This window comes from Gillisella terrae (genome assembly GCF_004801395.1).
In the GTDB taxonomy this organism is placed as follows: domain Bacteria; phylum Pseudomonadota; class Alphaproteobacteria; order Rhizobiales; family Rhizobiaceae; genus Allorhizobium; species Allorhizobium terrae.
The window spans coordinates 123,907-145,050 of the sequence record NZ_SSOA01000001.1; the positions used below are offsets into that span (position 1 = coordinate 123,907).

A 21,144-nucleotide genomic window follows, 5' to 3' on the forward strand; every position below is an offset into this window, starting at 1 on the left:
GCCCACCCCCCTCTGTCCTGCCGGACATCTCCCCCACAAGGAGGGAGATCGACGCGGAATTGGCCTTTTGCTCCTAGTCGACTCCTGCGCAGAATTGACGGTTCAAGAGAGAAACTGGGCAGAAACTACTATCCGATCTCCCTCCTTGTGGGGGAGATGGCTGGCAAGCCAGAGGGGGGTAGGCGGCATATCAAAACGGAAATGGCATTCACAGCGAACGATGCTATCGAATAAAAAAGGGCCGAAACATTGCGATCCTGTTTGAACCATCTGTCATCTGTGCTGGCTGCCGGGCTTTTGTTGATCCTGGCTTTTGGCCTTTCCGTGGCCCGTGCTGATGATGACCCGGCCAGCCTGATCAAATCGCTGGGCATAGCTGATTTTGCGCAGGCCGAAAAAATTATCGAAGCTTTGGGCAAGAGCGGCGATATCAAAACTGTGCCAGCTCTTGAAGCGTTAAGCGGTGGTGATCTTTATGCGCGCAAATCTGATGGTGCTGTTTTTATTGTCAAATCGGCAGGCAGCAAGCTGAATTTGAAAGACCCGATGACGGGTGCAGACGCCGGGCAGGAAGCCAAATCGGCGATGACCCGGATCAGGATCAACAACAATTTGCGCCGCGCCATTCGCTCTGCCCAAGGCGGTTTGACATTGCTGAGCCCTGACCGTGCAGTTCGGCTGAGTGCTGCCGATGCGCTGTTGAAGGCTCCAAGCGAAGAAAATCTGGAATTGCTGGATACGGCGCTTTCCAAGGAAAAAGACAGCGAAGTCAAAAAGCTTTTGGTGCAGGCGCAGGCCGTGTCTCTTCTTACCTCCAACCGTCCGGTTGATGAAAAGCGTGCCGCCATCAAGGTCATTCGCGGTCTTGGCGGACAAGATGCCCTTTCCATCTTGGGCAATGCGGCGCAAACCGCTGATCCCGCCTTGAAGGGCGATATTGATGCGGCCATTGCCTCGCTCCAGCATGAGGCCGCGTTGTGGAATTCGGCCCAGAATATCACCTATGGAATTTCGCTTGGCTCGGTTTTGCTGTTGGCCGCCATTGGCCTGGCCATCACCTTTGGTGTGATGGGCATTATCAATATGGCCCATGGCGAAATGGTGATGCTGGGAGCCTATTCGACCTTTGTGGTGCAGCAGGTGCTGAAAGCTCATGCACCCGGCCTGTTTGAGTGGTCTCTCGCCATCGCTCTTCCTGTGGCGTTTTTGGTCACAGCAGCCTTTGGCTTGATGATCGAGCGTTTCGTCATCCGCTTTCTCTATGGTCGCCCGCTGGAAACCCTGCTGGCCACCTGGGGTATTTCCCTGATGCTGCAACAATTGGTGCGCTCCATTTTTGGCCCCACCAATCAGGAAGTGTCCAACCCTGTCTGGATGTCTGGCTCTTTCCCATTGGGTGGCCTGACGATTACCTGGAACCGGCTTTGGATTCTGGTGTTTTCGCTCTCAGTGTTCTTTGCACTTCTCATGTTGCTCAAGCGCTCGGCCTTTGGCTTGCAAATGCGGGCCGTCACCCAAAACCGCCGCATGGCGTCTTCCATGGGCATTCGCACCCCTTGGGTGGATGCGTTTACCTTTGCGCTCGGCTCCGGCATTGCCGGCATGGCGGGTGTTGCGCTCTCGCAAATTGATAACGTCTCGCCCAACCTTGGCCAGAGCTACATTATCGACAGTTTCATGGTGGTGGTGTTTGGCGGCGTTGGCAATCTTTGGGGCACGCTTGTAGGGGCGTTTTCGCTCGGCATTCTCAACAAGTTTCTTGAACCCTATGCCGGTGCCGTGCTTGGCAAAATCCTCGTGCTGGTTCTCATCATCCTGTTTATCCAGAAGCGGCCACGTGGTCTCTTCGCACTCAAGGGAAGGGCGGTGGAGGCATGATCACCTCGTTTTTATTGCGCTCGCTGGATCGTAAAATCCTGATTGCCATTGGCCTGTTGCTGGCTTTGGCCATCGTGGTGCCAGCGCTCAATCTGCTCACATCAGAGACAAGTGCCCTGCATATTCCCACCTATATGGTGGCGCTGTTTGGCAAATACCTCACCTATGCCATGCTGGCCTTGGCGCTGGATCTGGTCTGGGGCTTTTGTGGCATTCTCTCGCTGGGCCATGGCGCATTCTTTGCGCTCGGTGGCTATGCCATGGGCATGTATCTGATGCGCCAGATTGGCCCGCGCGGTGTCTATGGCGACCCGATCCTGCCGGACTTCATGGTGTTCTTGAACTGGAAAGAGCTGCCATGGTTCTGGCATGGCTTTGATATGTTCTGGTTTGCCGCTCTTATGGTGTTTGTCGCACCTGGTCTGCTGGCCTTTGTGTTTGGCTGGTTTGCCTTTCGCTCGCGCGTCAATGGCGTCTATCTGTCGATCATCACCCAGGCCATGACCTATGCGCTGCTGCTGGCCTTCTTCCGCAACGATATGGGCTTTGGCGGCAACAACGGCCTGACGGATTTTAAGGACATTCTCGGCTTTAATATTCAGGCCGATGGCACCCGCGCCGCCCTGTTTGCCATTACTGCCGTGACACTGGCACTCTCTCTGATGCTGGCGTCTGCCATTGTGCGCTCAAAGTACGGCAAGGTGCTGGTGGGTATTCGCGATGCCGAAAGCCGCACGCGCTTTCTGGGCTACCGCGTGGAGCACATGAAGCTGTTCACCTTCGTGGTGTCGGCGATGATGGCCGGTGTTGCCGGTGCGCTCTATGTGCCGCAGATCGGTATTATCAATCCCGGCGAATTTGCACCTGCAAACTCTATCGAAGTGGTGATCTGGACGGCGGTGGGTGGCCGCGCCACGCTGATTGGCCCCATCATCGGTGCCATCCTCGTCAACGGTGGCAAGACCATCTTTACCGGCCTGTTCCCCAATGCCTGGCTGTTTGCGCTGGGTGGCTTGTTTGTGCTGGTGACGCTGTTTTTGCCCAAAGGCATTGTGGGCACCGCCTCGCAACTCTGGGGCCGCCGCAAGGAATATCGGGATGCGGCAGACGCCGAGATTGCCCATAAAACTGTGGAGGCCAAGCCATGAGCGATAAAACCACCAGCAGCCTTTTGTATCTCGATGGTGTCTGCGTCTCGTTTGATGGGTTCAAGGCGCTGAATTCTCTGTCCTTTGTGGTGGAGCCAGGGGAATTGCGCGCCATCATCGGCCCGAATGGCGCTGGCAAAACCACGATGATGGACATCATCACCGGCAAAACCCGGCCCGATAGCGGCGAGGTGTTTTTTGATGGCGGCAAGATTGATCTGACCAAGCGTGATGAGGCCGAAATTGCCCAGCTCGGCATTGGCCGCAAATTCCAAAAGCCCACGGTGTTTGAAAGCCATACCGTGTGGGACAATCTGGAACTGGCGCTGAACAAGCCACGCGGGGTTTTCTCCACGCTGTTTTACCGCATGAGTGCGCAGGACCGTGAGCGGATCGACAATATTTTAGAGACCGTTCGCCTGAGCCACCGCAAGAATGATCTCGCGGCCAATCTTTCTCACGGCCAAAAGCAATGGCTGGAAATTGGCATGTTGCTGGCGCAGGAGCCAAAACTGCTGCTGGTGGATGAGCCTGTGGCGGGCATGACCGATGCTGAAACGGCCGAAACCGCCATTCTGCTGCGTGAAATTGCCAAAACCCGCTCCGTGGTGGTGGTGGAGCACGACATGGGTTTTATCCGCGATCTCGGCGTGAAAGTGACCTGTTTGGCCGAAGGTGCGGTTTTGGCCGAAGGCTCGATTGATTTTGTCTCCAACGATCAGCGCGTGATCGAAAATTATCTGGGGCGGTGAAGAACCCCTCCCAAACCCTCCCCACAAGGGGGAGGGCTTAAGCCTGGGCTGCCCTGTTTATATCACAGGGAGCTTTGCGTCTGTTTGAGGCGATTTTGAAAGAATGCAAGGTGTCGGCCTTCTAGCCCCTCCCCCTTGTGGGGAGGGGTTGGGGAGGGGAAACCTTAAACGATACGGGAACGACCAATGCTGACAGTTGAAAACGTCAATCTCCATTACGGTGCCGCGCAAGCGCTGCGCTCGGTCAGCTTGAACGCGCCGATGGGCAAGATCACCTGTGTTCTGGGCCGCAATGGCGTGGGTAAAAGCTCGCTATTGCGCGCCGTCACAGGACAACATCCGGTGTCAGGGGGAACCATTGCTTTTGATGGCAAGACATTGAACGGCATGGCCCCCTTCAACCGGGCCAAACAGGGCATTGGCTATGTGCCGCAGGGGCGCGAGATTTTTCCGCTGTTGTCCGTCAAGGAAAATCTGGAAACCGGCTTTGCGCCCTTGAAACGCAAGGATCGAACCATTCCCGACGATATTTTCAGCCTGTTTCCGGTGCTTGAAAGCATGTTGGCGCGGCGCGGCGGCGATTTGTCGGGCGGCCAGCAACAGCAATTGGCCATTGGCCGGGCCATGGTCACAAGGCCGAAAATTCTGGTGCTGGATGAGCCGACTGAAGGCATTCAGCCGTCGATCATCAAAGACATTGGCCGAGCTATTCGATACTTGCGCGATTCAACCGGCATGGCGATTTTGCTGGTCGAGCAATATCTGGACTTCTGCCGTGAGCTTGCCGACCATGTTTACATCATGGATCGCGGCGAGATTGTGCATCAAGGCCCGGCTGAAACTCTGGATACCCAGGAGGCTCGCCGCCATTTGACTGTTTAAGGATGTATTTGTGGTTTTCCTTGATGCTGCAATTCTATGTGATATTTTCTGCCATCGGTAACGAAGCCTGTTTGCGCGAATAGGGTCACGCTAACAGGCTTCGTTCTTATTTTGTCGCATGTGCGGTATCGTTTAATTGAGGACAATTAAACGCGACATGCTTTAGGGAAAACTTGATGACAAGCAGTGGCGTTTCTGGTTTGCGGTGGCCGGGTTTGGTGGCGAGTGCGTGTGCAGCATTGTTTGTAGGCTTCAGTGGTTTTGTCGGTCATGCCATGGCCGCATCCGGTTGCGGCTTAACGGCCCGCGCTGGCTTGCAGGAGCTGTCGTTTGAATCCGATGGTGTGAAGCGCCGGGTTATGGTGTTTGTACCGCAAAGCTATACTGCCAAAACCAAAGTGCCTGTGGTGTTTGATCTGCATGGCTCCAACAGTTTTCCCAAAGCCCAGATGGAGCGCAGCGCCTGGCCGGATGTGGCCCGCGAAAACGGCTTTATCGTTGCAGCCCCCGAAGGCGGGCTGGTGGGCAAAATGCCGGGCACCCATGCCTGGAATGTGCCGGGTGTGACGCCCGGACATGGGCCGGATGATGCCGAGTTCCTGAGCGAGGCTGTTGAGCAGGTGAAGGCGCGCTTTTGCGTGGATGACACGCGGGTGTTTGCGTCTGGCTATTCCGGCGGTGGCCGAATGCTGTCGCAATATATCTGCAATGGCAATCGTGATTTCTCGGCAGCCGGTTTCGTCATGAGCCTGCGGGCAGGCTATCCCACCCAGATGCAGGAGGGACAGTCCAAAGGCAAATGGCTGCCGGATCCTAAAACCTGCAATCCCGCCCAACCGATATCGATTATCGCCTTTTGGGGGCTGAAAGATAACACAAATCCTTATGTCGGCGGCGGCAAGCCCTATTGGCAATATGGCGGGCAAACGGCATTGAGCCGCTGGGCCGAGCTTGACGGCTGTGAAGGGTCTGAAACGGTCATCAAGGGTAACAAGATTTCATCGGCCACCTACGAGCGCTGCAAGGGCGGGGCCAAAATCCTGTCCTATACAATTGCAGGCCAGACCCATGACTGGCCGGGGCGCGACATTGGCTTTTCGCTGGCATCCATAAGCGGTAAGGCCGTGAACGAGAAGGGGCAAGAGCCGGTCTATGCCGCAAAGCGCATGTGGGCGTTTTTTAACGCGCGCAGTGGCGATCTGATGGCCAAGGCCGGAACCAAGGATATTTGCGCGGATGGCGCGAAAAAGGGAACCGGCGCTGTCAGCACAGCCTGCACAACCGTGCTGAAAACCAATGCCCAAGCGGGCGAGGATGCGGATTCTTTGGCCATGGGTGCGCGTTTGTCGCGATGATGTGAAGGAGCAGGCGTGCAATCAGCCGAAATCAGCAGGCCGCAACGGGCTTTTGGGCGCGGGCGGCTTGATAGCAAAATGCTGGATGGAAAGACGCGGCTTGCCACTTTCTTTCAGGAAGGCTGCGCCAAAATTCGTATCCCGGAGAGTTTTGATGGCCGCATGGAAGCCGTGCTGATCAATTCCTCTGGTGGCTTGACCGGCGGCGATCGGCTGGAATGGGCGTTTCAGGCTGGCACTGGCACGCATTTGACCCTGACCACGCAAGCCTGCGAGAAAATTTATAAGGCATCCAGCGACACGGCGGAGGTGAAAAGCCACATCGCGGTTGGTGCTGACGCGGTGGTGCATTGGCTGCCGCAGGAATCGATTGTGTTTGATCAGGCATCCCTGAGCCGCAAGCTGGATGTGGATCTGCATGAAACTGCTGAGTTTTTGGCCGTGGAGGCGATCTTGCTGGGGCGCAAGGCCATGGGCGAGGTGATGCGAAACGGTTTGGTGCGCGATCAATGGCGCATTCGCCGCGCTGGCAAGCTTATTCATGCCGAAGAGCTGGCGCTTTCGGGACCGGTACAGGACATCTCGGCAGAAAAGGCGGTGCTCGATGGTCATGTGGCCTTTGCCACTTTGCTCTATGTTGGACCAAAAGCGGAATCGCATCATGCAACGGTGCGCAGCGTGCTGGATGCGCAGAGCGGACAGGGTTTTGCAGGCACAAGCCTATGGAATGACAAGCTGATTGCCCGTTTTATGAGCAGTGACGGGTTTTCCTTGAGAAAAATGCTGATCCCGGTCATTTCGGCCTTGCGCGCGGGCGCGTCTGTGCCGAAAGTCTGGACTTTGTAATCACACGATTTGAAACACAGGATTTGTTGGGGACCACGCATGAATCTGTCGCCAAGAGAAAAAGACAAGCTGCTGATTTCCATGGCTGCCATGGTGGCGCGGCGCAGGCTGGAGCGTGGCGTCAAGCTCAACTATCCCGAGGCGATTGCGCTGATTTCTGATTTTGTCGTGGAAGGCGCGCGTGATGGTCGGGCGGTGTCGGAACTGATGGAGGCGGGTGCCCATGTTCTGACCCGCGATCAGGTGATGGATGGCATTGCCGAAATGATCCACGATGTGCAGGTGGAAGCCACATTCCCCGATGGCACCAAACTGGTCACTGTTCACGAACCGATAAGGTGAGCCGATGCTGGCGCTTCGACCCAATTGCGAATGCTGCGATATTGATCTTCCGCCAGACAGTCGGGATGCGCTGATATGCAGTTTTGAATGCACCTTTTGCACCGATTGCGCTAACGGCATCTTGGGCGGCTTTTGCCCCAATTGTGGTGGAGAGCTGGTGCGCAGACCCATTCGCCCGGCACAAAAGCTGATCAACAATCCACCATCAACGGTTCGCGTGCTGAAAGCTGAAGGCTGTGCGCCGTTCATTGCCGCGTGAACCACGGGAGAGACAAAAATGAAACCCGGTGAAATTATTGCCGCAAGCGGCGAGATCGAGTTGAATGCTGGCCTGCCAACCGTGACGATTGAGGTGGAAAATTCCGGCAATCGCCCGGTGCAGGTGGGCAGCCATTATCATTTTTATGAGAGCAATGCGGGCCTGTTGTTTGATCGCGAACAGGTGCGCGGCATGCGACTGGATATTCCGGCAGGCACCGCTGTGCGCTTTGAGCCGGGGCAAAAGCGCGAAGTGACGCTGGTGCCGCTTGCTGGCAGCCGCGAGGTCTATGGTTTTCGCCAGAAGGTGATGGGCAAGCTATGAGATTGGCATTTGCGGCTTTGACCTGTCTCGTGATGAGCGCTGGCTCTGCCTATGCTGTGGGGCCGAAGCTGAATTGCAGTGACCCGCAAACGCAAGCTGAGATGACCGATTGCGCTGCCAATGAATTTGACAGGGCTGATAAGGCGTTGAACGCCCAGTGGAAACTGACGCGTGCTGTCATGCAGGAAACCGATGCCAATCTGGAGGATGACCAAAAGGGAGCCGAGAAGGCACTTCTGAACGCGCAACGGGCCTGGATTGCCTATCGCGACGGACAGTGCGAAGCCGAGGGCTTTTCTGTGCGCGGCGGCACAATGGAGCCGATGATTGTTGATGATTGCAAGGCGCGATTGACGGATGCGCGTACCAAGGAGCTGAAAGCTCTGGCCGCACCACAGTGATCAGGTCGAGGCAGAAAATACGATGACGCGAACGATCATGATTGTCGGCAATGGCGATATTGAATCTTTGGTCGCCCAGCGCATTGATGACGCTGATATGGTGATCCGCTTCAATGGGTCGCGCAATTTTGAGCGCGCTGGCAGCCGCACCGATGTGGTGGCTGTGTGCAACACCGGCCGCCCCGCCAAGGCCATGGTGCACAACGCCGCGTGGCGCGACAGCGTGCCGGTGCAGGATTGCCGGGCCATCTGGTCGGTGCGCGATGCGCAAAAGTTTCAGCACATCAAGCCGGATGTGCTGGCATCCTTTCCGGAGCTTGAGGATTTTTTTGATGATTATACCGAGGCATTCGGAGCGTTTGCGAGAGAGGAGGGCAAGGAGCATGTTGTGCTGCCCGCCGCGCTGCATGACGCGGTGGATGCCGAGCTCGCCGCGTATCAGCCCGGGCGCTATGTTGTGCCATCCTCCGGTTTGATGGTGATGGCACATGTGTTGAATGACCCGGCTTTTGTCGGTGATGAAATTGCCTTTGCCGGATTTTCGCATCAGGGATGGGATGGTCATCCCTTTGAGGCGGAGCGGCAATGGGTGAATACCCATGTTATGTCAGGGCGTTTGACGCGCCTTGGCACTCTTCTTGCTTGATGTCCATATCGTTTGAAGTCTCTACTGCCGTATTGAAGGAGTCTGACCGTGTCCTATAAGATGTCCCGCGCTGCCTATGCCAGCATGTTTGGTCCGACCACCGGCGATAAGGTGCGGCTGGCCGATACCGAACTGTTTATCGAGGTCGAGAAAGACTTCACCCATTACGGCGACGAAGTGAAATTTGGTGGCGGCAAGGTGATCCGTGATGGCATGGGCCAATCTCAGGTCACGCGGGCCAAAGGTGCGGTTGATACCGTCATCACCAATGCGCTGATTGTTGATCACTGGGGCATTGTCAAAGCCGATATCGGATTGAAAGATGGGCGCATTGTGGCGATTGGCAAGGCGGGCAATCCCGATACCCAGCCGGGCGTGGATATTATCGTTGGTCCGGGCACCGAAGCCATTGCCGGTGAGGGCAAGATCGTCACGGCTGGCGGCATGGACAGCCACATCCACTTCATCTGCCCGCAGCAGATTGAAGAAGCGCTGATGAGCGGCATTACCTGCATGTTGGGCGGCGGCACGGGGCCTGCGCACGGCACGCTGGCCACCACCTGCACGCCCGGTCCATGGCATATCGCAAGGATGATCGAGGCCGCCGATGCCTTCCCGATGAATCTGGCCTTCGCAGGCAAGGGCAATGCCTCGCTGCCGGGCGCGTTGGAAGAGATGGTGCTGGGCGGCGCATCCTCGCTGAAACTGCATGAAGATTGGGGCACCACGCCCGCCGCCATTGATTGCTGCCTGAGTGTGGCCGATCAATTTGATGTGCAGGTGATGATCCACACCGATACGCTGAACGAGAGCGGCTTTGTGGAAGATTCGGTGGGGGCCATCAAGGGCCGCACCATCCACGCTTTCCACACGGAAGGGGCGGGCGGTGGCCATGCGCCGGATATTATCAAAATCTGCGGCCAGCCAAATGTGATCCCATCGTCTACCAATCCAACCCGGCCTTACACCATCAATACGCTGGCCGAGCATCTGGATATGTTGATGGTCTGCCATCACCTCAGCCCGTCGATTCCGGAAGATATTGCCTTTGCTGAAAGCCGTATCCGCAAGGAAACCATTGCGGCGGAAGATATTTTGCACGACATCGGCGCGTTTTCGATCATCTCTTCCGACAGTCAAGCCATGGGCCGTGTCGGCGAAGTGGCGATCCGCACCTGGCAGACGGCCGATAAGATGAAGCGCCAGCGCGGGCGTTTGCCGTCTGAAACCGGCGAAAATGACAATATGCGGGTGAAGCGCTATATTGCCAAATACACCATCAATCCGGCCATTGCCCATGGTTTGAGCCACGAAATCGGCTCTATCGAAATTGGCAAGCGCGCCGATCTGGTGATCTGGAACCCAGCCTTCTTCGGCGTCAAGCCGGATATGGTGCTGATGGGCGGCTCGATTGCCGCAGCCCCGATGGGCGATCCGAATGCCTCCATCCCAACCCCGCAGCCGGTGCATTATCGCCCGATGTTTGGCGCTTACGGCAAGGCGCGCACCAATTCATCGGTGACCTTTGTGTCTCAGGCCTCACTGGATGCAGGCCTTGCGCAAAAGCTGGGCGTTGCCAAGCAATTGCTGGCGGTGAAAAACACCCGTGGCGGTATTTCCAAGCGCTCGATGATCCATAACGATCTCTTGCCCGAGATCGAGGTGGACCCGGAAACCTATGAAGTGCGAGCGGATGGCGAATTGCTGACCTGCGAGCCAGCCACCGTGCTGCCGATGGCACAGCGCTATTTTTTGTTTTAGAGCTGCCAGAGCAACACATCGTTTCGGAAAAGTGGAATCCGGTTTTTCTGATCAGACAAACGAAAACAAGGGAATCTAGAGTCTGTCAGGCTCAATTTGAACCTGACAGACTCTAGGCTCGGTTTTGGGCGCGGGCCATCGGTCGGTAGCTACCGCCTTTTCTGAACCTGTTCAGCGCATCCACATAATAGTCGTCCCAAAATGCCGAGGCCTCCAGGGAGGAAAACATCGACTTTGCTGTCTCATAAGCCGCCTGTCGCATCGCTTTGTAGCGGTTTTGGTCGCCCATGACGGAGACAATTTCGGTTAAGGCTTGCTCTGCCATGCGCTCGACTTCGCGGGCGTGTACCTCCGCAAATTCGGCCGTGCTGCGGTCATCGGCAATATGTTTCCATTCGCCAATTTCATTAGTGTCCATAGGCAGCAGAATGCCGTTTTTCTGATGCTGGATGAATTCCGGCAAAGCCCCTTGCGCAGTGCCGATCACCGGCACGTAATTGGCCTCGGATTCAATCACGCTATAGCCAAATGTGTCGCAGAAGGTGGTGAGCAGCGAAAAATGGGCATTGCGCAGGATTTTCAAAACCTCACTATTGGGAAGGTTTTGCACATGGCGCACATTGGGTAGCGCTAGCAATTTGCGGTAACGGTCAAAATAGCCAGGCTCAAGCGGGTCGGTCCAGGAGGCTGAGCCCACCTCCATTGTGGAGACGATATCCACCTCCAGCGGAATGCTTTGCTCCAGCGCCAGCTCCGCCATGCGCACACCAACGCAGCCACCTTTTCTGGCAAAGTGATTGCCCACAAAAACAACGCGAATGGGGTATTGCTCATCTTCGCTATAATGATCGACCCGATCGTCAATGACCATATTGGGATAGCGCAAGAAGAGTTTGCGCTTCAAATGATCAAAAGACGGATGATCCTTGTGGGAGGTGAGAAAAATACGGCGGGCGTGTTCTGAAATGGCACCGATGCCAAGGCAGCGCTCACTCAGCAGTTGACGCATCATGAAGCGATAGAAGCGTGACTGTTCTATGCCGAAACCTCGAGGCATATGGGATTCAAACGACATGACAAAGGGTGTTTTACCCAAGGGTATGCGATTGAAGGCATGCACAAGATCAAATTTGCGCGGTGGCATCGGTGACAGCACAGTCACGCCTTCCAACTTCGGCGAGATATAGTTCATCGGCACGAAGTTGCGGGTTTCAATCCTGTGTCTGGTGTGGCGAGGCGAGTTGAAACGCCATGGATAGCGGGTGGGCGCAAGCACCGAAAGAGTGGGCTTTGGGCTATGTCCTTTGGCAGCAGGCACCACGTCTTGGCTGCCTGAGGGCGAATTTTTAAGCGCCGAGGGCTGTGGCCTCAGGAGCACGTCTTTCAAAACCTTGGTCATGGCCAGTTCCTCTGACTTTACAGGGGCGCTCAACCTGTCTTGGGGGTCGTGAGCATCCAGAAGTGAGTTTCAACCTAAACTGTGGTTAAAAGATTGATAACGGAGCCTTTGAGTTATGTATATTAAAGCATGTATCAATATTGCTTTGCAATGAATTCGTTTATTTTTAAATGTCATATAATTTTCACTCTATGCTCTGTACCAAATAGGGAGTGCAGGAAACACAACGTCTTCTTTCAGGGTATTGTTCCGAAAATATTGTTTTTTACTGCTTAATTCCTTAAGTCGGGATCGATTTAAGAAGAAAAATATCCAGCAGATTTAAGACGTTACAGCCTCCTTTGTGCGCCATATTTGGTGAAAGGCGCTGTAATGTGTGGAATGATCTCTATATTTTCATCGGTGGCAATATAGCCGCTCCCAGTGGCCGGTTAAGCCAAGTCGGCTGGCTTTGTCTCCATATGCTTAACGCGCATGGCTGCCATGCAAACGCATGGAATGAGGCGTTTTATGCTGCGTTGCACGCTGTTTTGCGCTATTGCGAAATAGGAATGCTGTGGCTGCCGATTGGCAGTGGCAGCCTATTTGCGGTTAAGGAGATCATGATGATTATTGGCAGAAAAGTGCCCAATGTGACATTTCGCACCCGCGTTCGTGATGAAGCTGTTGGCGGTCCAAATCCATTTCGCTGGCAGGATCTGACCTCGGACGATTACTTCAAGGGTAAGAAGGTTGTGCTGTTTTCGCTGCCCGGCGCGTTCACACCCACATGCTCGACCTACCAATTGCCTGATTTTGAAAAGCTTTACAGCGAATTTAAGGCTGAAGGCATTGATGAGATCTATTGCATCTCGGTCAACGATGCTTTCGTCATGAATGCCTGGGGCAAGAGCCAGGGTCTGGAAAACGTCAAGCTGATCCCGGATGGCTCCGGCGAATTTACCCGCAAGATGGGCATGCTGGTGTCCAAGGATAATCTTGGCTTTGGCATGCGCTCTTGGCGCTACGGTGCCGTGATCAACGACGGCGTTGTTGAACAGTGGTTTGAAGAAGAAGGCTATTCGGACAATTGCGATAGCGACCCTTACGGCGTGTCGTCTCCGCAGAACATTCTGGAAAAGCTGAAGGAAAAGAAAGCCGCCTGATTTCAGGATCGGATGCTTTTGGCAGGCCGCGTATCGACAAGGATACGCGGCCTTTTTATTGAGATGATCTGGCGCTGTGATCGATCGTCTACGGCATTTGCCGGTTGCGTGATGCTGTTATTTTATGCAAAGTCGGTTTCTGCTTATTTGGAGTGCCTATGCTGCGCGTCACCTCATTCATTCCCGCCCAAGAGGCGTTTGATAACCCCACTTCCACGGTTGTTTTGCCCCATGCTGATCGGCATTTGCGGCGCAAATTGCTGCATCTCACCGATGGTGAAATGGTGATGCTGGATTTGAAAGAAGCGGTTCTGTTTGCCGATGGCGACCGACTGGTGCTCGACAATGGCGATCAGGTTGAGGTCAAGGCGGCAGAAGAGCGGCTCTATCAAGTTACACCAAAAGACAGCCAGCATTTGCTGGAACTGGCTTGGCATATGGGCAATCGGCATTTGCCGGCCCAGATCGAGCTTAACCGTATTCTCATTGCTCGCGATCCGGTGATCCGTGCGATGCTGGAAGGCTTGGGCGCAGAGGTTAGCGAGGTGGTGGAGGCATTTCAGCCAGTGCGCGGGGCCTATCACAGCCATGGTGGCCACGGACATTCCTGATTGGCCATGGCCCATTCTTTAACAACGCAGAGCCTTTTGCGGCTTGTCACCTGGTTGTCGCCGGCCTTTCCGGTCGGCGGTTTTGCCTATTCATCCGGGCTGGAAAAAGCCGTTGAAGATGGATTGGTGCGCGACCAGCCGGGCCTCTCTCGCTGGCTGACCTCGCTTTTGCATCATGGCGCAATCTGGAATGATGCCGTGCTGCTGGCGGAAGCGTGGCGCAGTGACCAAGAGCGTTCGAGGCTGGAGACTGTCGCTGAACTGGCTTTGGCACTGGCAGGCTCAAAAGAGCGCTATCTGGAAACGGTTGCCCTTGGCTCTGCCTTTCGCGAGACGGCTCAAGTGTGGCCAAGCCCGGTTTTGGAGTGGCTTTCCGGTCCTGTGGCCTATCCGGTGGCCGTTGGGGCGATTTCGGCCTCGCATAGTATTGAATGTGAGGCAACACTTGCCGCTTATCTGCATGCCGCAGTCTCTCAACAGGTTTCAGCGGGTATTCGCCTTGGGTTGATGGGGCAAAGCCAGGGTGTTGCCCTGTTGGCAGGCTTGGAAAGCACCATTGAACAGGTGGCGGCACAGGCGGCTTTGAGCACGCTGTATGATTTGGGCAGTGCCACCGTTGCCGCTGAGATTGTCTCTGCCCGGCATGAGATGCAGGTGAGCCGGTTGTTTCGCTCATAGAGTTTGTCAGGGAAAAGTGGAACCCGGTTTTCCCGGAAAGACAAACTCTAAATAAAAAAAGGGAAAAACATGAAATCCGCGAATGGTCCATTGCGTGTTGGAATTGGTGGTCCCGTTGGTTCGGGCAAAACGGCGCTGACAGAAAAGCTGTGCAAAGCCATGCGCGAGCACTATTCGGTGGCCGTTGTCACCAACGATATTTACACCCGCGAAGATGCCGATGCGTTGATCCGCATGCAGGCGCTGTCGTCTGATCGGGTGGTGGGTGTGGAAACGGGCGGCTGTCCGCACACGGCGATTCGTGAAGATGCATCGATCAATCTTCAGGCGATTGCAAACCTCAATGAGCGCATTCCCGATCTTGATGTGATCTTTATTGAATCGGGTGGCGATAATCTGGCCGCAACCTTTTCGCCCGATCTGGCCGATGTGACGATTTACGTGATTTCGGTCTGTCAGGGTGAGGAAATTCCACGCAAAGGCGGTCCCGCCATCACCCGTTCCGATCTTCTGGTGATCAACAAGAAAGATCTGGCCCCCTATGTTGAGGTGGATCTGGATGTGATGGATCGCGATGCGCGGCGTATGCGCGATGCCAGACCGCATGTCTTTTCAGATCTGAAGCGCGGCGAGGGCGTTGCTGAAATTGTTGATTTTCTCAAAAATGTCGGCGGGCTGTAGACGGCCTGTAGATGGGTTGTAGGCAGAACGGCTGCAACGTGTTGCAGCCGTTCTGCCTATCCTCGCGCCGCTTTATAACCTTTCAGGTTCCGATAGAACCAGACAGCCTTCTCTTCTTTTGCTTTGTTTTGTCAGGGAAAATTGAGTTCTATTTTCCCTGACCACTCTAGATTTGCCGAAGGGCGTTGACGTCTGCAATCTGGATCATCCGTCCGCGCACCGTCACACCGGAATGGCGCAAGGAAGAGAAGGCGCGAGAGAGGGCTTCCGGGGCAAGGCCCAGTTTTCCGGCCAGAAGGCTCTTTTGAAAAGGCAGGCGAATGGAGGCAGAGCCCATGGCCGATTGGCAATTTTCCAGCAAATATTGCGCCACGCGCTGCGGCGCGGTCTGCAACCGATCATTGGCAATGCAAGCCATGGTGCGGCGCAGATCGTTGGACAGGCAATGAATGATGGCGCAGGCGATATCATGCTCCTGCTGGGCCAATTGGCGCACCTTTTGCAGGTTGAAGCGGGCGATTGTGATGTTTTCGGCAGCCTGCGCATTATAATCATAGCTGTCGCCGGTGGTGAGCAGGCATTCGCCAAAGGTGTCGCCAGCACCACAAACGCGGATGTCGGCCTCGCGGCCATCCTTGTTCAAACGATAAAGGCGCACATAGCCCGACAACACGCTGTAAAAGCAATCGGCCGGATCGCCCTCGCGAAAGAGAATATCGCGCGATTCGAAACTTAAAACGGTTGCTGAAGCGAGCATTTTAACCAGCGAAGGCGGTGTCAGGTCTGCCATGAGCGGCGACCTGACCAAAATGTTCCGATCACGATTGTTCAAATTCAAAACCTTGTTCACGGCCAGATGGCTCCTCTTGATACAGTGCTGCTGGCTGGTTCTGTCTCTCCAACTGCTCTGTAAGCCCTTAAATCTCGTGCAATTTACAGCCCCAATTCGAGCGCTGAGAACGCATTTTGCGTGGGGTAAAACGCAAAAAGGTGCTTCAGCTTTTGCTTGTTTGAGCAGAAAAGCTGGCGATGCCTTTTCCTGACAAACTTTTCTCTATCGGGGTTCGTTGCTTGATGGCTAATGTATGGTGTTTGCAAAAAATTGGTTTGATTTCGATCAAATAATAAAAAATTGCGTGACGACAGCACCTCTCACCAAATATGGCGCACAAAGGACGCTGTAGCACTTTTAAGCTGCTGCATAATTTTCACCTTAAATCGATCCCGATTTAAGGAATTATGCAGTAGAGTTTATCAGGGAAAAGTCAAATCCGACTTTTCCGAATAGATAAATAAAAACACGGGAATCGAGAGGCTGTCAGGTTCAGTATGAACCAGAAAGACGCTAACTCGAGCGCCATTTCGATGGGGAGTTTGCGCCATTTTCCAACCTGTCAACGCGGGTTTCCAGCCCGCTCACCTGCGTCGATAATCCCTGCTGGCGCGCGGTGAGGCTGGCATTGTCCAAGGTTTCCGGCTCCACCTCTTTGGGGCCAATGAAGCGGCTGAACAGCCTGCCGAGAAGACGTGACAGGTCATCCATGATCAGAAAGAACGACGGCACCACTACAAGGCTCATGATGGTGGAGGTGATGATACCGCCAATCACGGCAATGGCCATGGGCGAGCGGAAGGAGCCGCCTTCGCCAACACCCAGCGCCGATGGCAGCATGCCAGCTGACATGGCAATGGAGGTCATGATAATCGGGCGTGCGCGTTTACGTCCCGCATCAATCATGGCGGATATGCGATCCAGACCTTGATGGCGCATCTCCACGGCAAAATCCACCAGCAGAATGGCGTTTTTGGTCACAATGCCCATCAGCATCAAAATCCCGATCAACACCGGCATGGACAGAGAATTGCCGGTGAAAATCAGCGCCAGTGCCACGCCGCCGATGGCCAGCGGCAGCGAGAACAGAATGGTAAAGGGCTGAATCACATCCTTGAACAGCAGGATCAGCACGGTCAGCACCAGCAATAGGCCCAAAAGCATGGCGTTGATAAAGCTGGCAGTCATTTCATTTTGCACTTTGGTATCGCCGGTCTCTACCAGCCGCACACTCGCCGGTATCTTGGCCTCTGCGACCGCCTGTTTGAAGGCTGTGGTTGCCGTATCCAGCGCCACACCCTGCGGCAGATCGGCCCCGATGGAAACCACCCGGTTGCGATGGTTGCGTTTGATTGAGCTGACACCTTGGGTGTAATCTATCCGGGCGACGCTGGACAGCGGCACCATGGAGCCATCGGCAGTCGAGATCTTGATGGCGCGGATGGCCGATAAGTTGCGGCGCATGGCAAGATCGGTCTGCACGCGAATGGGAATCTGGCGATCATCCAGCGAGATTTTCGGCAATCGCGCATCAATATCGCCAATGGTGGCAACGCGAATGGTTTCGGAAATCTGCTGGGCGGTGATGCCAAGACGCGCCATCTCATCGCCCTTGGGCTGCACCTGCAACTCGGGGCGGGGCAGGGAGCCATCGGCGCTGACATTGGCCAGGACCGGCACGGTGCGCAATTTAGCTTCGAGAATGGCGATTGCGTCTTGCAGATCGGCTTCATTGTTGGACAGGAAGTAGAAGGCCATGTCGCGCTGGCCACGGTCATTCAGCTTTTGCACCCGAATGTCCGGGATTGATCGCAGCTTGGCAAACACCAGTTTTTCCACATCCCATTGCGGGATTGTCCGCCCATTCATTTGCATTTTTGGAAGATAAGGACCAACCAAGGGCAGACTGCCAAACAGCTTGTTGACCACTGTTTTAACCAGAGAATGCTCGATCTTGTACAATTGCAGCGAAACAGCAGCGCGCCGCAATTCCAGATCGCCGGTGGGCGAGGTGCCGCCTTGCACAAAAACGCTTTCAACCCCATCCACGTCTTTCAGAGCCGTATAAATCGCACGCGCACGGCGCTCTGTATCCTGCAAGGTCGCACTGGGCGGCAGCTCCACCGACAAGGAGATGAGGCCTGAGTCGTCGGGCGGAATGAAGCTGCTGGGCACCCGCAGCAACATGACAACCGAGCCAACCAGAAAAATCAGCGCCACCAAAAGCGTTGCATAGCGATAATACCAGGTGCTGGTGGTGAAGCGGACCAATCGCGTATAAAACCGCATGATGCGGCCCTCAACGGCGTGATCATCATCGTGCCCGTCTTCAGCCCGCATCAGATAGGCGGCCATCATAGGCGTGATCAAGCGCGCCACCAGCAGCGAAAACAACACGGAAAAGGCCACCGTGAGGCCAAACTGAATGAAATACTGGCCGGGAATGCCCGGCATGAACGACACCGGCACGAAAACGGCAATGATGGTGAAGGTGGTGGCAATCACGGCAAGGCCGATTTCATCGGCGGCCTCAATGGCAGCGCGATAGGGTGTTTTGCCCATTTTGATATGGCGGGCGATATTTTCGATCTCGACAATCGCGTCATCCACCAGAATGCCGGTTGCCAATGTCAGGGCCAGGAAGCTGATCAGATTGAGCGAAAAGCCCATCATGTCCATCACCCAGAAGGTGGGGATGGCAGAAAGCGGCAGGGCAATGGCCGAAATCAGCGTTGCGCGCCAATTGCGCAAAAACAAAAACACCACGATAACGGCCAAAAGCGCGCCTTCGAGCAAAGTGTCGATGGCTGCCGTGTAATTACCGAGGGTGAAATAGACGAAATCGCTGATCAGCGTGATCGAAACACCGGGATTGCGGGCGCGCACCTCATCCAGGCTTTTGGCCACGGTCTCGGCCACCGACACTTCGGAGGCGCCCTTGGCGCGATACACCGAAAAACTCACGACCTGCTGGTTATCAAACAAGGCAAACGACACGGGCTCTTTATAGGTGTCGGTGATGGTGCCGAGGTCGGACAATTTCACAAAACGATTGTTGGGCAGGGCAATGGTGGTGCTGGCAAGGGCTGCCACGCTGCGGCTATCGCCCATAACGCGAATGGCTTGCTCTGTTCCGGCCACTTGCCCGCGCCCGGAACCCAGATCGACATTGGTGCTGCGCAACTGGTTGTTGACACTGGCAGCCGTTATGCCCAAGGCATTCAGCCTGTCGGGGTCCAGCTCAATGTGAACTTCGCGGTCGGCACCGCCGACGCGGTCAACCCGGCCAATACCGCGCTGGCCTTGCAAGGCGCGCTTGACGGTGTCATCAACAAACCACGACAGTTCTTCCAGCGTCATATTGGGGGCGGAGACGGCAAACGTCTGAATAGCCTGCCCCTCGACATCAATTTTTGCCACGATCGGCTCATCCACCGTGGCCGGCAGGTCGCTCCGGATTTTATCAATCGCGTCCTTGACGTCTTGCACCGCCTGATTGGTGGGCACTTCCAGCCGGAAAACCACAGAGGTCACCGACATGCCATCGGTGACCCGCGATGATAGTTCATCCACGCCATTGATCGAGGCCACCGCATCCTCGATCTCCTTGGTTACCTGCATTTCCAGCTCGGCGGGGGATGCCCCGCTCTGGGTCACGGTAATGGAAACAATGGGCACATCAATATTGGGAAAGCGGGTGATCGGCAGCGTTTTAAACGCCTGAACCCCCAGAACCATCAACAGGAAGAAGCCGAGCAAAGGGGCGATGGGGTTGCGGATGGACCAGGCAGAGAAGTTCATGATCTTGCCCTATCAGTTTGAAACGGCAGCGGTTTCACGAACCGGTCTGATATGGTCCCCGTCACGCACAAAGGCACCCGCTTTGGCCACCACCAGATCACCAGCGGTCACGCCTTTTGTCACCAGCACTTCGCCGTTTTCAATGATACTGGTCTCAATCGCGATCTTGTGGACGATATTATCGCGCACAACATGGGTGATGCTGCCGCTTTTATTGGTTTCAACCGCAGAAAGAGGCAGCACAACGCCTTCGCCTGTCCTGATGGTAATGACGGCGCTGGCATACATGCCCTGCTTGGCCAGATTGCTGTCACTGAGAGCGATATGCACCGAGCCCAGCCGGGACGCGGCCTTGACCACGGGCGAGATCAGCCTGATTTTACCATCAATCGGCTTTGCAAGACCTGTCACGGTGATTTCGGCGGATTGTCCGACGCGCGTTTTCAAAATGTCATCTTCCGAGACATCGGCCACCAGTTCCAGCTCGCCATCGCGCAGGATGGTGAAAAGCGGAGAGCCGGAGCCAACCGCAATGGCACCCACACGGGCATTGCGCGCCGTGATCAGGCCGCCAAACGGGGCCTTGATTTCGGTGCGGCTCAATTTCAGCTCGACATCGGCAATCTGGCTGTTGACGGATTTCAACTCAGCCTCGGCAATGGCAATGGCCTGTTCGGCATTGGCCACGCTGTTGCTGGCATTGGTGGCTGCGGTTTCGAGCTTTTGCAGCTCGGATGTCGACATGGAACCGCCACTGGACAGCGATTGGCCACGTGCCAATTGCCGCTTGGCTTCGGCCTCATTGGTTTTGGCATCGCGCAATTGAATCTTGAATTGGGCCACCGAGGCATTGGCCTTGGCCTGATTGGCCAGCAATTGCGCCTTTTGCAGCGTCAGGCTGCTGTCATCAATGGTTGCCAGAACCTGTCCGGCTTTCACGCTATCGCCAACATCGGCTTTCAGCGTATTGATGGCCAACCCCTCCACCTGCGGCTGGACATAGATTTCTTCCACGGCTTCAATCGTGCCATTGGTCAGGATCTTGTCGGTCAGGCGGCCCTGCCTGGCTTCAATCACCACAATAGCGGGATATTGTTTTTCACCCGCTTGATGTTCAGACGGCGAATTTTCAGATTGGGCAAAAGCGGGATGGGCAATTGCGATGCCGAGCAAAATGCCCAACAGACTGGCCGTCTTGAAAATATTCACCCGCCTCGTCCCTCGAATAGCAATTGCGCCAGAGCCAATCGTCAAAGCAACATGATTTGTCGATTATTGATGTCCCTGTCTCCCTCTATATCATTATATAATGTCAGTCTTATCAAATTCAAACAGGATTCGTGTCGCGGGCGAAATAGCGCAGGCACAGCCTTGCGCCAGCTTTTCGAGACCCGCAGGATTGC

The 21,144-nt window shown here is 55.2% G+C and carries 19 protein-coding genes and 1 pseudogene; 16 read left to right on the forward strand and 4 right to left on the reverse strand.

Going from position 1 to position 21,144, the window contains the following annotated elements; genetic code table 11:
• The first annotated feature begins 279 nt into the window (after nucleotides 1–279).
• The 12 genes and pseudogenes from urtB to ureC all read left to right on the forward strand — a co-directional run bounded on the left by urtB (nucleotide 280) and on the right by ureC (nucleotide 10,594).
• On the forward strand, nucleotides 280–1,878 hold the full coding sequence (gene urtB / locus E6C51_RS00605; protein ID WP_407920765.1) for an urea ABC transporter permease subunit UrtB: 1,599 nt from the start codon (nucleotides 280–282) through the stop codon (nucleotides 1,876–1,878).
• Nucleotides 1,875–3,026, forward strand: coding sequence for an urea ABC transporter permease subunit UrtC (gene urtC, locus E6C51_RS00610; protein WP_146933009.1), 1,152 nt, complete (start codon nucleotides 1,875–1,877; stop codon nucleotides 3,024–3,026). The genes urtB and urtC overlap by 4 nt, the downstream gene beginning before the upstream one ends.
• Nucleotides 3,023–3,778: an urea ABC transporter ATP-binding protein UrtD gene (gene urtD / locus E6C51_RS00615; RefSeq protein WP_146933011.1), complete on the forward strand. Its 756-nt coding sequence runs from the start codon at nucleotides 3,023–3,025 to the stop codon at nucleotides 3,776–3,778. Before urtC ends, urtD begins: the two co-directional genes overlap by 4 nt.
• 186 nt (nucleotides 3,779–3,964) lie before the next feature.
• Nucleotides 3,965–4,660, forward strand: a complete 696-nt coding sequence (gene urtE / locus E6C51_RS00620; RefSeq protein ID WP_190234682.1) for an urea ABC transporter ATP-binding subunit UrtE — start codon at nucleotides 3,965–3,967, stop codon at nucleotides 4,658–4,660.
• 176 nt (nucleotides 4,661–4,836) lie between these two features.
• Complete coding sequence (locus E6C51_RS00625; protein ID WP_190234683.1) at nucleotides 4,837–6,015, forward strand: alpha/beta hydrolase family esterase; 1,179 nt, start codon at nucleotides 4,837–4,839, stop codon at nucleotides 6,013–6,015.
• Between the two features lie 78 nt (nucleotides 6,016–6,093).
• Nucleotides 6,094–6,861 carry an urease accessory protein UreD gene (locus E6C51_RS00630; protein WP_190235060.1) on the forward strand — a complete coding sequence of 256 codons (768 nt, stop codon included), beginning with the start codon at nucleotides 6,094–6,096 and terminating at the stop codon, nucleotides 6,859–6,861.
• Nucleotides 6,862–6,900: 39 nt separating this feature from the next.
• The gene (locus tag E6C51_RS00635; RefSeq protein ID WP_146933017.1) at nucleotides 6,901–7,203 is read left to right on the forward strand and encodes an urease subunit gamma; all 303 of its coding nucleotides are present in this window, start codon (nucleotides 6,901–6,903) and stop codon (nucleotides 7,201–7,203) included.
• 4 nt (nucleotides 7,204–7,207) lie between these two features.
• A complete protein-coding gene (locus E6C51_RS00640; RefSeq protein WP_190234684.1) occupies nucleotides 7,208–7,462 on the forward strand; it encodes a DUF1272 domain-containing protein in 255 nt (84 codons plus the stop codon).
• A gap of 18 nt (nucleotides 7,463–7,480) precedes the next feature.
• Nucleotides 7,481–7,786: an urease subunit beta gene (locus tag E6C51_RS00645; RefSeq protein ID WP_146933021.1), complete on the forward strand. Its 306-nt coding sequence runs from the start codon at nucleotides 7,481–7,483 to the stop codon at nucleotides 7,784–7,786.
• On the forward strand, nucleotides 7,783–8,187 hold the full coding sequence (locus E6C51_RS00650; RefSeq protein WP_190234685.1) for a lysozyme inhibitor LprI family protein: 405 nt from the start codon (nucleotides 7,783–7,785) through the stop codon (nucleotides 8,185–8,187). The genes E6C51_RS00645 and E6C51_RS00650 overlap by 4 nt, the downstream gene beginning before the upstream one ends.
• A gap of 10 nt (nucleotides 8,188–8,197) precedes the next feature.
• Nucleotides 8,198–8,833: pseudogene (locus E6C51_RS00655) on the forward strand (glycosyltransferase family 29 protein); the annotation flags it as partial.
• Nucleotides 8,834–8,881: 48 nt separating this feature from the next.
• Nucleotides 8,882–10,594 carry an urease subunit alpha gene (gene ureC / locus E6C51_RS00660; protein ID WP_190234687.1) on the forward strand — a complete coding sequence of 571 codons (1,713 nt, stop codon included), beginning with the start codon at nucleotides 8,882–8,884 and terminating at the stop codon, nucleotides 10,592–10,594.
• Between the two features lie 112 nt (nucleotides 10,595–10,706).
• Here the strand turns inward: ureC and E6C51_RS00665 are convergent, their stop codons facing one another.
• Nucleotides 10,707–11,993: a glycosyltransferase family 4 protein gene (locus E6C51_RS00665; protein ID WP_190234688.1), complete on the reverse strand. Its 1,287-nt coding sequence runs from the start codon at nucleotides 11,991–11,993 to the stop codon at nucleotides 10,707–10,709.
• A 608-nt stretch (nucleotides 11,994–12,601) separates the two neighbouring features.
• On the opposite strand from E6C51_RS00665, the gene E6C51_RS00670 reads away from it, so the two are divergent.
• From E6C51_RS00670 to ureG, 4 genes are all read left to right on the forward strand, one after another.
• Nucleotides 12,602–13,138 (forward strand): peroxiredoxin, encoded by a 537-nt coding sequence (locus tag E6C51_RS00670; protein WP_146933825.1) that lies wholly within the window; start codon nucleotides 12,602–12,604, stop codon nucleotides 13,136–13,138.
• Between the two features lie 158 nt (nucleotides 13,139–13,296).
• The gene (gene ureE, locus E6C51_RS00675) at nucleotides 13,297–13,749 is read left to right on the forward strand and encodes an urease accessory protein UreE (RefSeq protein ID WP_190234689.1); all 453 of its coding nucleotides are present in this window, start codon (nucleotides 13,297–13,299) and stop codon (nucleotides 13,747–13,749) included.
• A gap of 6 nt (nucleotides 13,750–13,755) precedes the next feature.
• Complete coding sequence (locus E6C51_RS00680; protein WP_190234690.1) at nucleotides 13,756–14,427, forward strand: urease accessory protein UreF; 672 nt, start codon at nucleotides 13,756–13,758, stop codon at nucleotides 14,425–14,427.
• A 69-nt stretch (nucleotides 14,428–14,496) separates the two neighbouring features.
• Nucleotides 14,497–15,108, forward strand: coding sequence for an urease accessory protein UreG (gene ureG, locus E6C51_RS00685; protein ID WP_146933035.1), 612 nt, complete (start codon nucleotides 14,497–14,499; stop codon nucleotides 15,106–15,108).
• Nucleotides 15,109–15,274: 166 nt separating this feature from the next.
• On the opposite strand, the gene E6C51_RS00690 is transcribed toward ureG, so the two are convergent.
• From E6C51_RS00690 to E6C51_RS00700, 3 genes are all read right to left on the reverse strand, one after another.
• Nucleotides 15,275–15,964 carry a Crp/Fnr family transcriptional regulator gene (locus E6C51_RS00690; RefSeq protein ID WP_230987036.1) on the reverse strand — a complete coding sequence of 230 codons (690 nt, stop codon included), beginning with the start codon at nucleotides 15,962–15,964 and terminating at the stop codon, nucleotides 15,275–15,277.
• A 489-nt stretch (nucleotides 15,965–16,453) separates the two neighbouring features.
• Nucleotides 16,454–19,741 carry an efflux RND transporter permease subunit gene (locus E6C51_RS00695; protein ID WP_190234691.1) on the reverse strand — a complete coding sequence of 1,096 codons (3,288 nt, stop codon included), beginning with the start codon at nucleotides 19,739–19,741 and terminating at the stop codon, nucleotides 16,454–16,456.
• Nucleotides 19,742–19,753: 12 nt separating this feature from the next.
• Nucleotides 19,754–20,950 carry an efflux RND transporter periplasmic adaptor subunit gene (locus E6C51_RS00700; RefSeq protein ID WP_230987007.1) on the reverse strand — a complete coding sequence of 399 codons (1,197 nt, stop codon included), beginning with the start codon at nucleotides 20,948–20,950 and terminating at the stop codon, nucleotides 19,754–19,756.
• Nucleotides 20,951–21,144 lie beyond the last annotated feature (194 nt).

Excerpts from the sequence above, each read along its gene's own strand:
- urtC (WP_146933009.1), top strand. The coding sequence starts at position 1,875 with ATGATCACCTCGTTTTTATTGCGCTCGCTGGATCGTAAAATCCTGATT.
- urtD (WP_146933011.1), top strand. The coding sequence starts at position 3,023 with ATGAGCGATAAAACCACCAGCAGCCTTTTGTATCTCGATGGTGTCTGC.
- urtE (WP_190234682.1), top strand. The coding sequence starts at position 3,965 with ATGCTGACAGTTGAAAACGTCAATCTCCATTACGGTGCCGCGCAAGCG.
- E6C51_RS00625 (WP_190234683.1), top strand. The coding sequence starts at position 4,837 with ATGACAAGCAGTGGCGTTTCTGGTTTGCGGTGGCCGGGTTTGGTGGCG.
- E6C51_RS00630 (WP_190235060.1), top strand. The coding sequence starts at position 6,094 with ATGCTGGATGGAAAGACGCGGCTTGCCACTTTCTTTCAGGAAGGCTGC.
- E6C51_RS00635 (WP_146933017.1), top strand. The coding sequence starts at position 6,901 with ATGAATCTGTCGCCAAGAGAAAAAGACAAGCTGCTGATTTCCATGGCT.
- E6C51_RS00640 (WP_190234684.1), top strand. The coding sequence starts at position 7,208 with ATGCTGGCGCTTCGACCCAATTGCGAATGCTGCGATATTGATCTTCCG.
- E6C51_RS00645 (WP_146933021.1), top strand. The coding sequence starts at position 7,481 with ATGAAACCCGGTGAAATTATTGCCGCAAGCGGCGAGATCGAGTTGAAT.
- E6C51_RS00650 (WP_190234685.1), top strand. The coding sequence starts at position 7,783 with ATGAGATTGGCATTTGCGGCTTTGACCTGTCTCGTGATGAGCGCTGGC.
- E6C51_RS00665 (WP_190234688.1), bottom strand. The coding sequence starts at position 11,993 with ATGACCAAGGTTTTGAAAGACGTGCTCCTGAGGCCACAGCCCTCGGCG.
- ureE (WP_190234689.1), top strand. The coding sequence starts at position 13,297 with ATGCTGCGCGTCACCTCATTCATTCCCGCCCAAGAGGCGTTTGATAAC.
- E6C51_RS00680 (WP_190234690.1), top strand. The coding sequence starts at position 13,756 with ATGGCCCATTCTTTAACAACGCAGAGCCTTTTGCGGCTTGTCACCTGG.
- ureG (WP_146933035.1), top strand. The coding sequence starts at position 14,497 with ATGAAATCCGCGAATGGTCCATTGCGTGTTGGAATTGGTGGTCCCGTT.
- E6C51_RS00695 (WP_190234691.1), bottom strand. The coding sequence starts at position 19,741 with ATGAACTTCTCTGCCTGGTCCATCCGCAACCCCATCGCCCCTTTGCTC.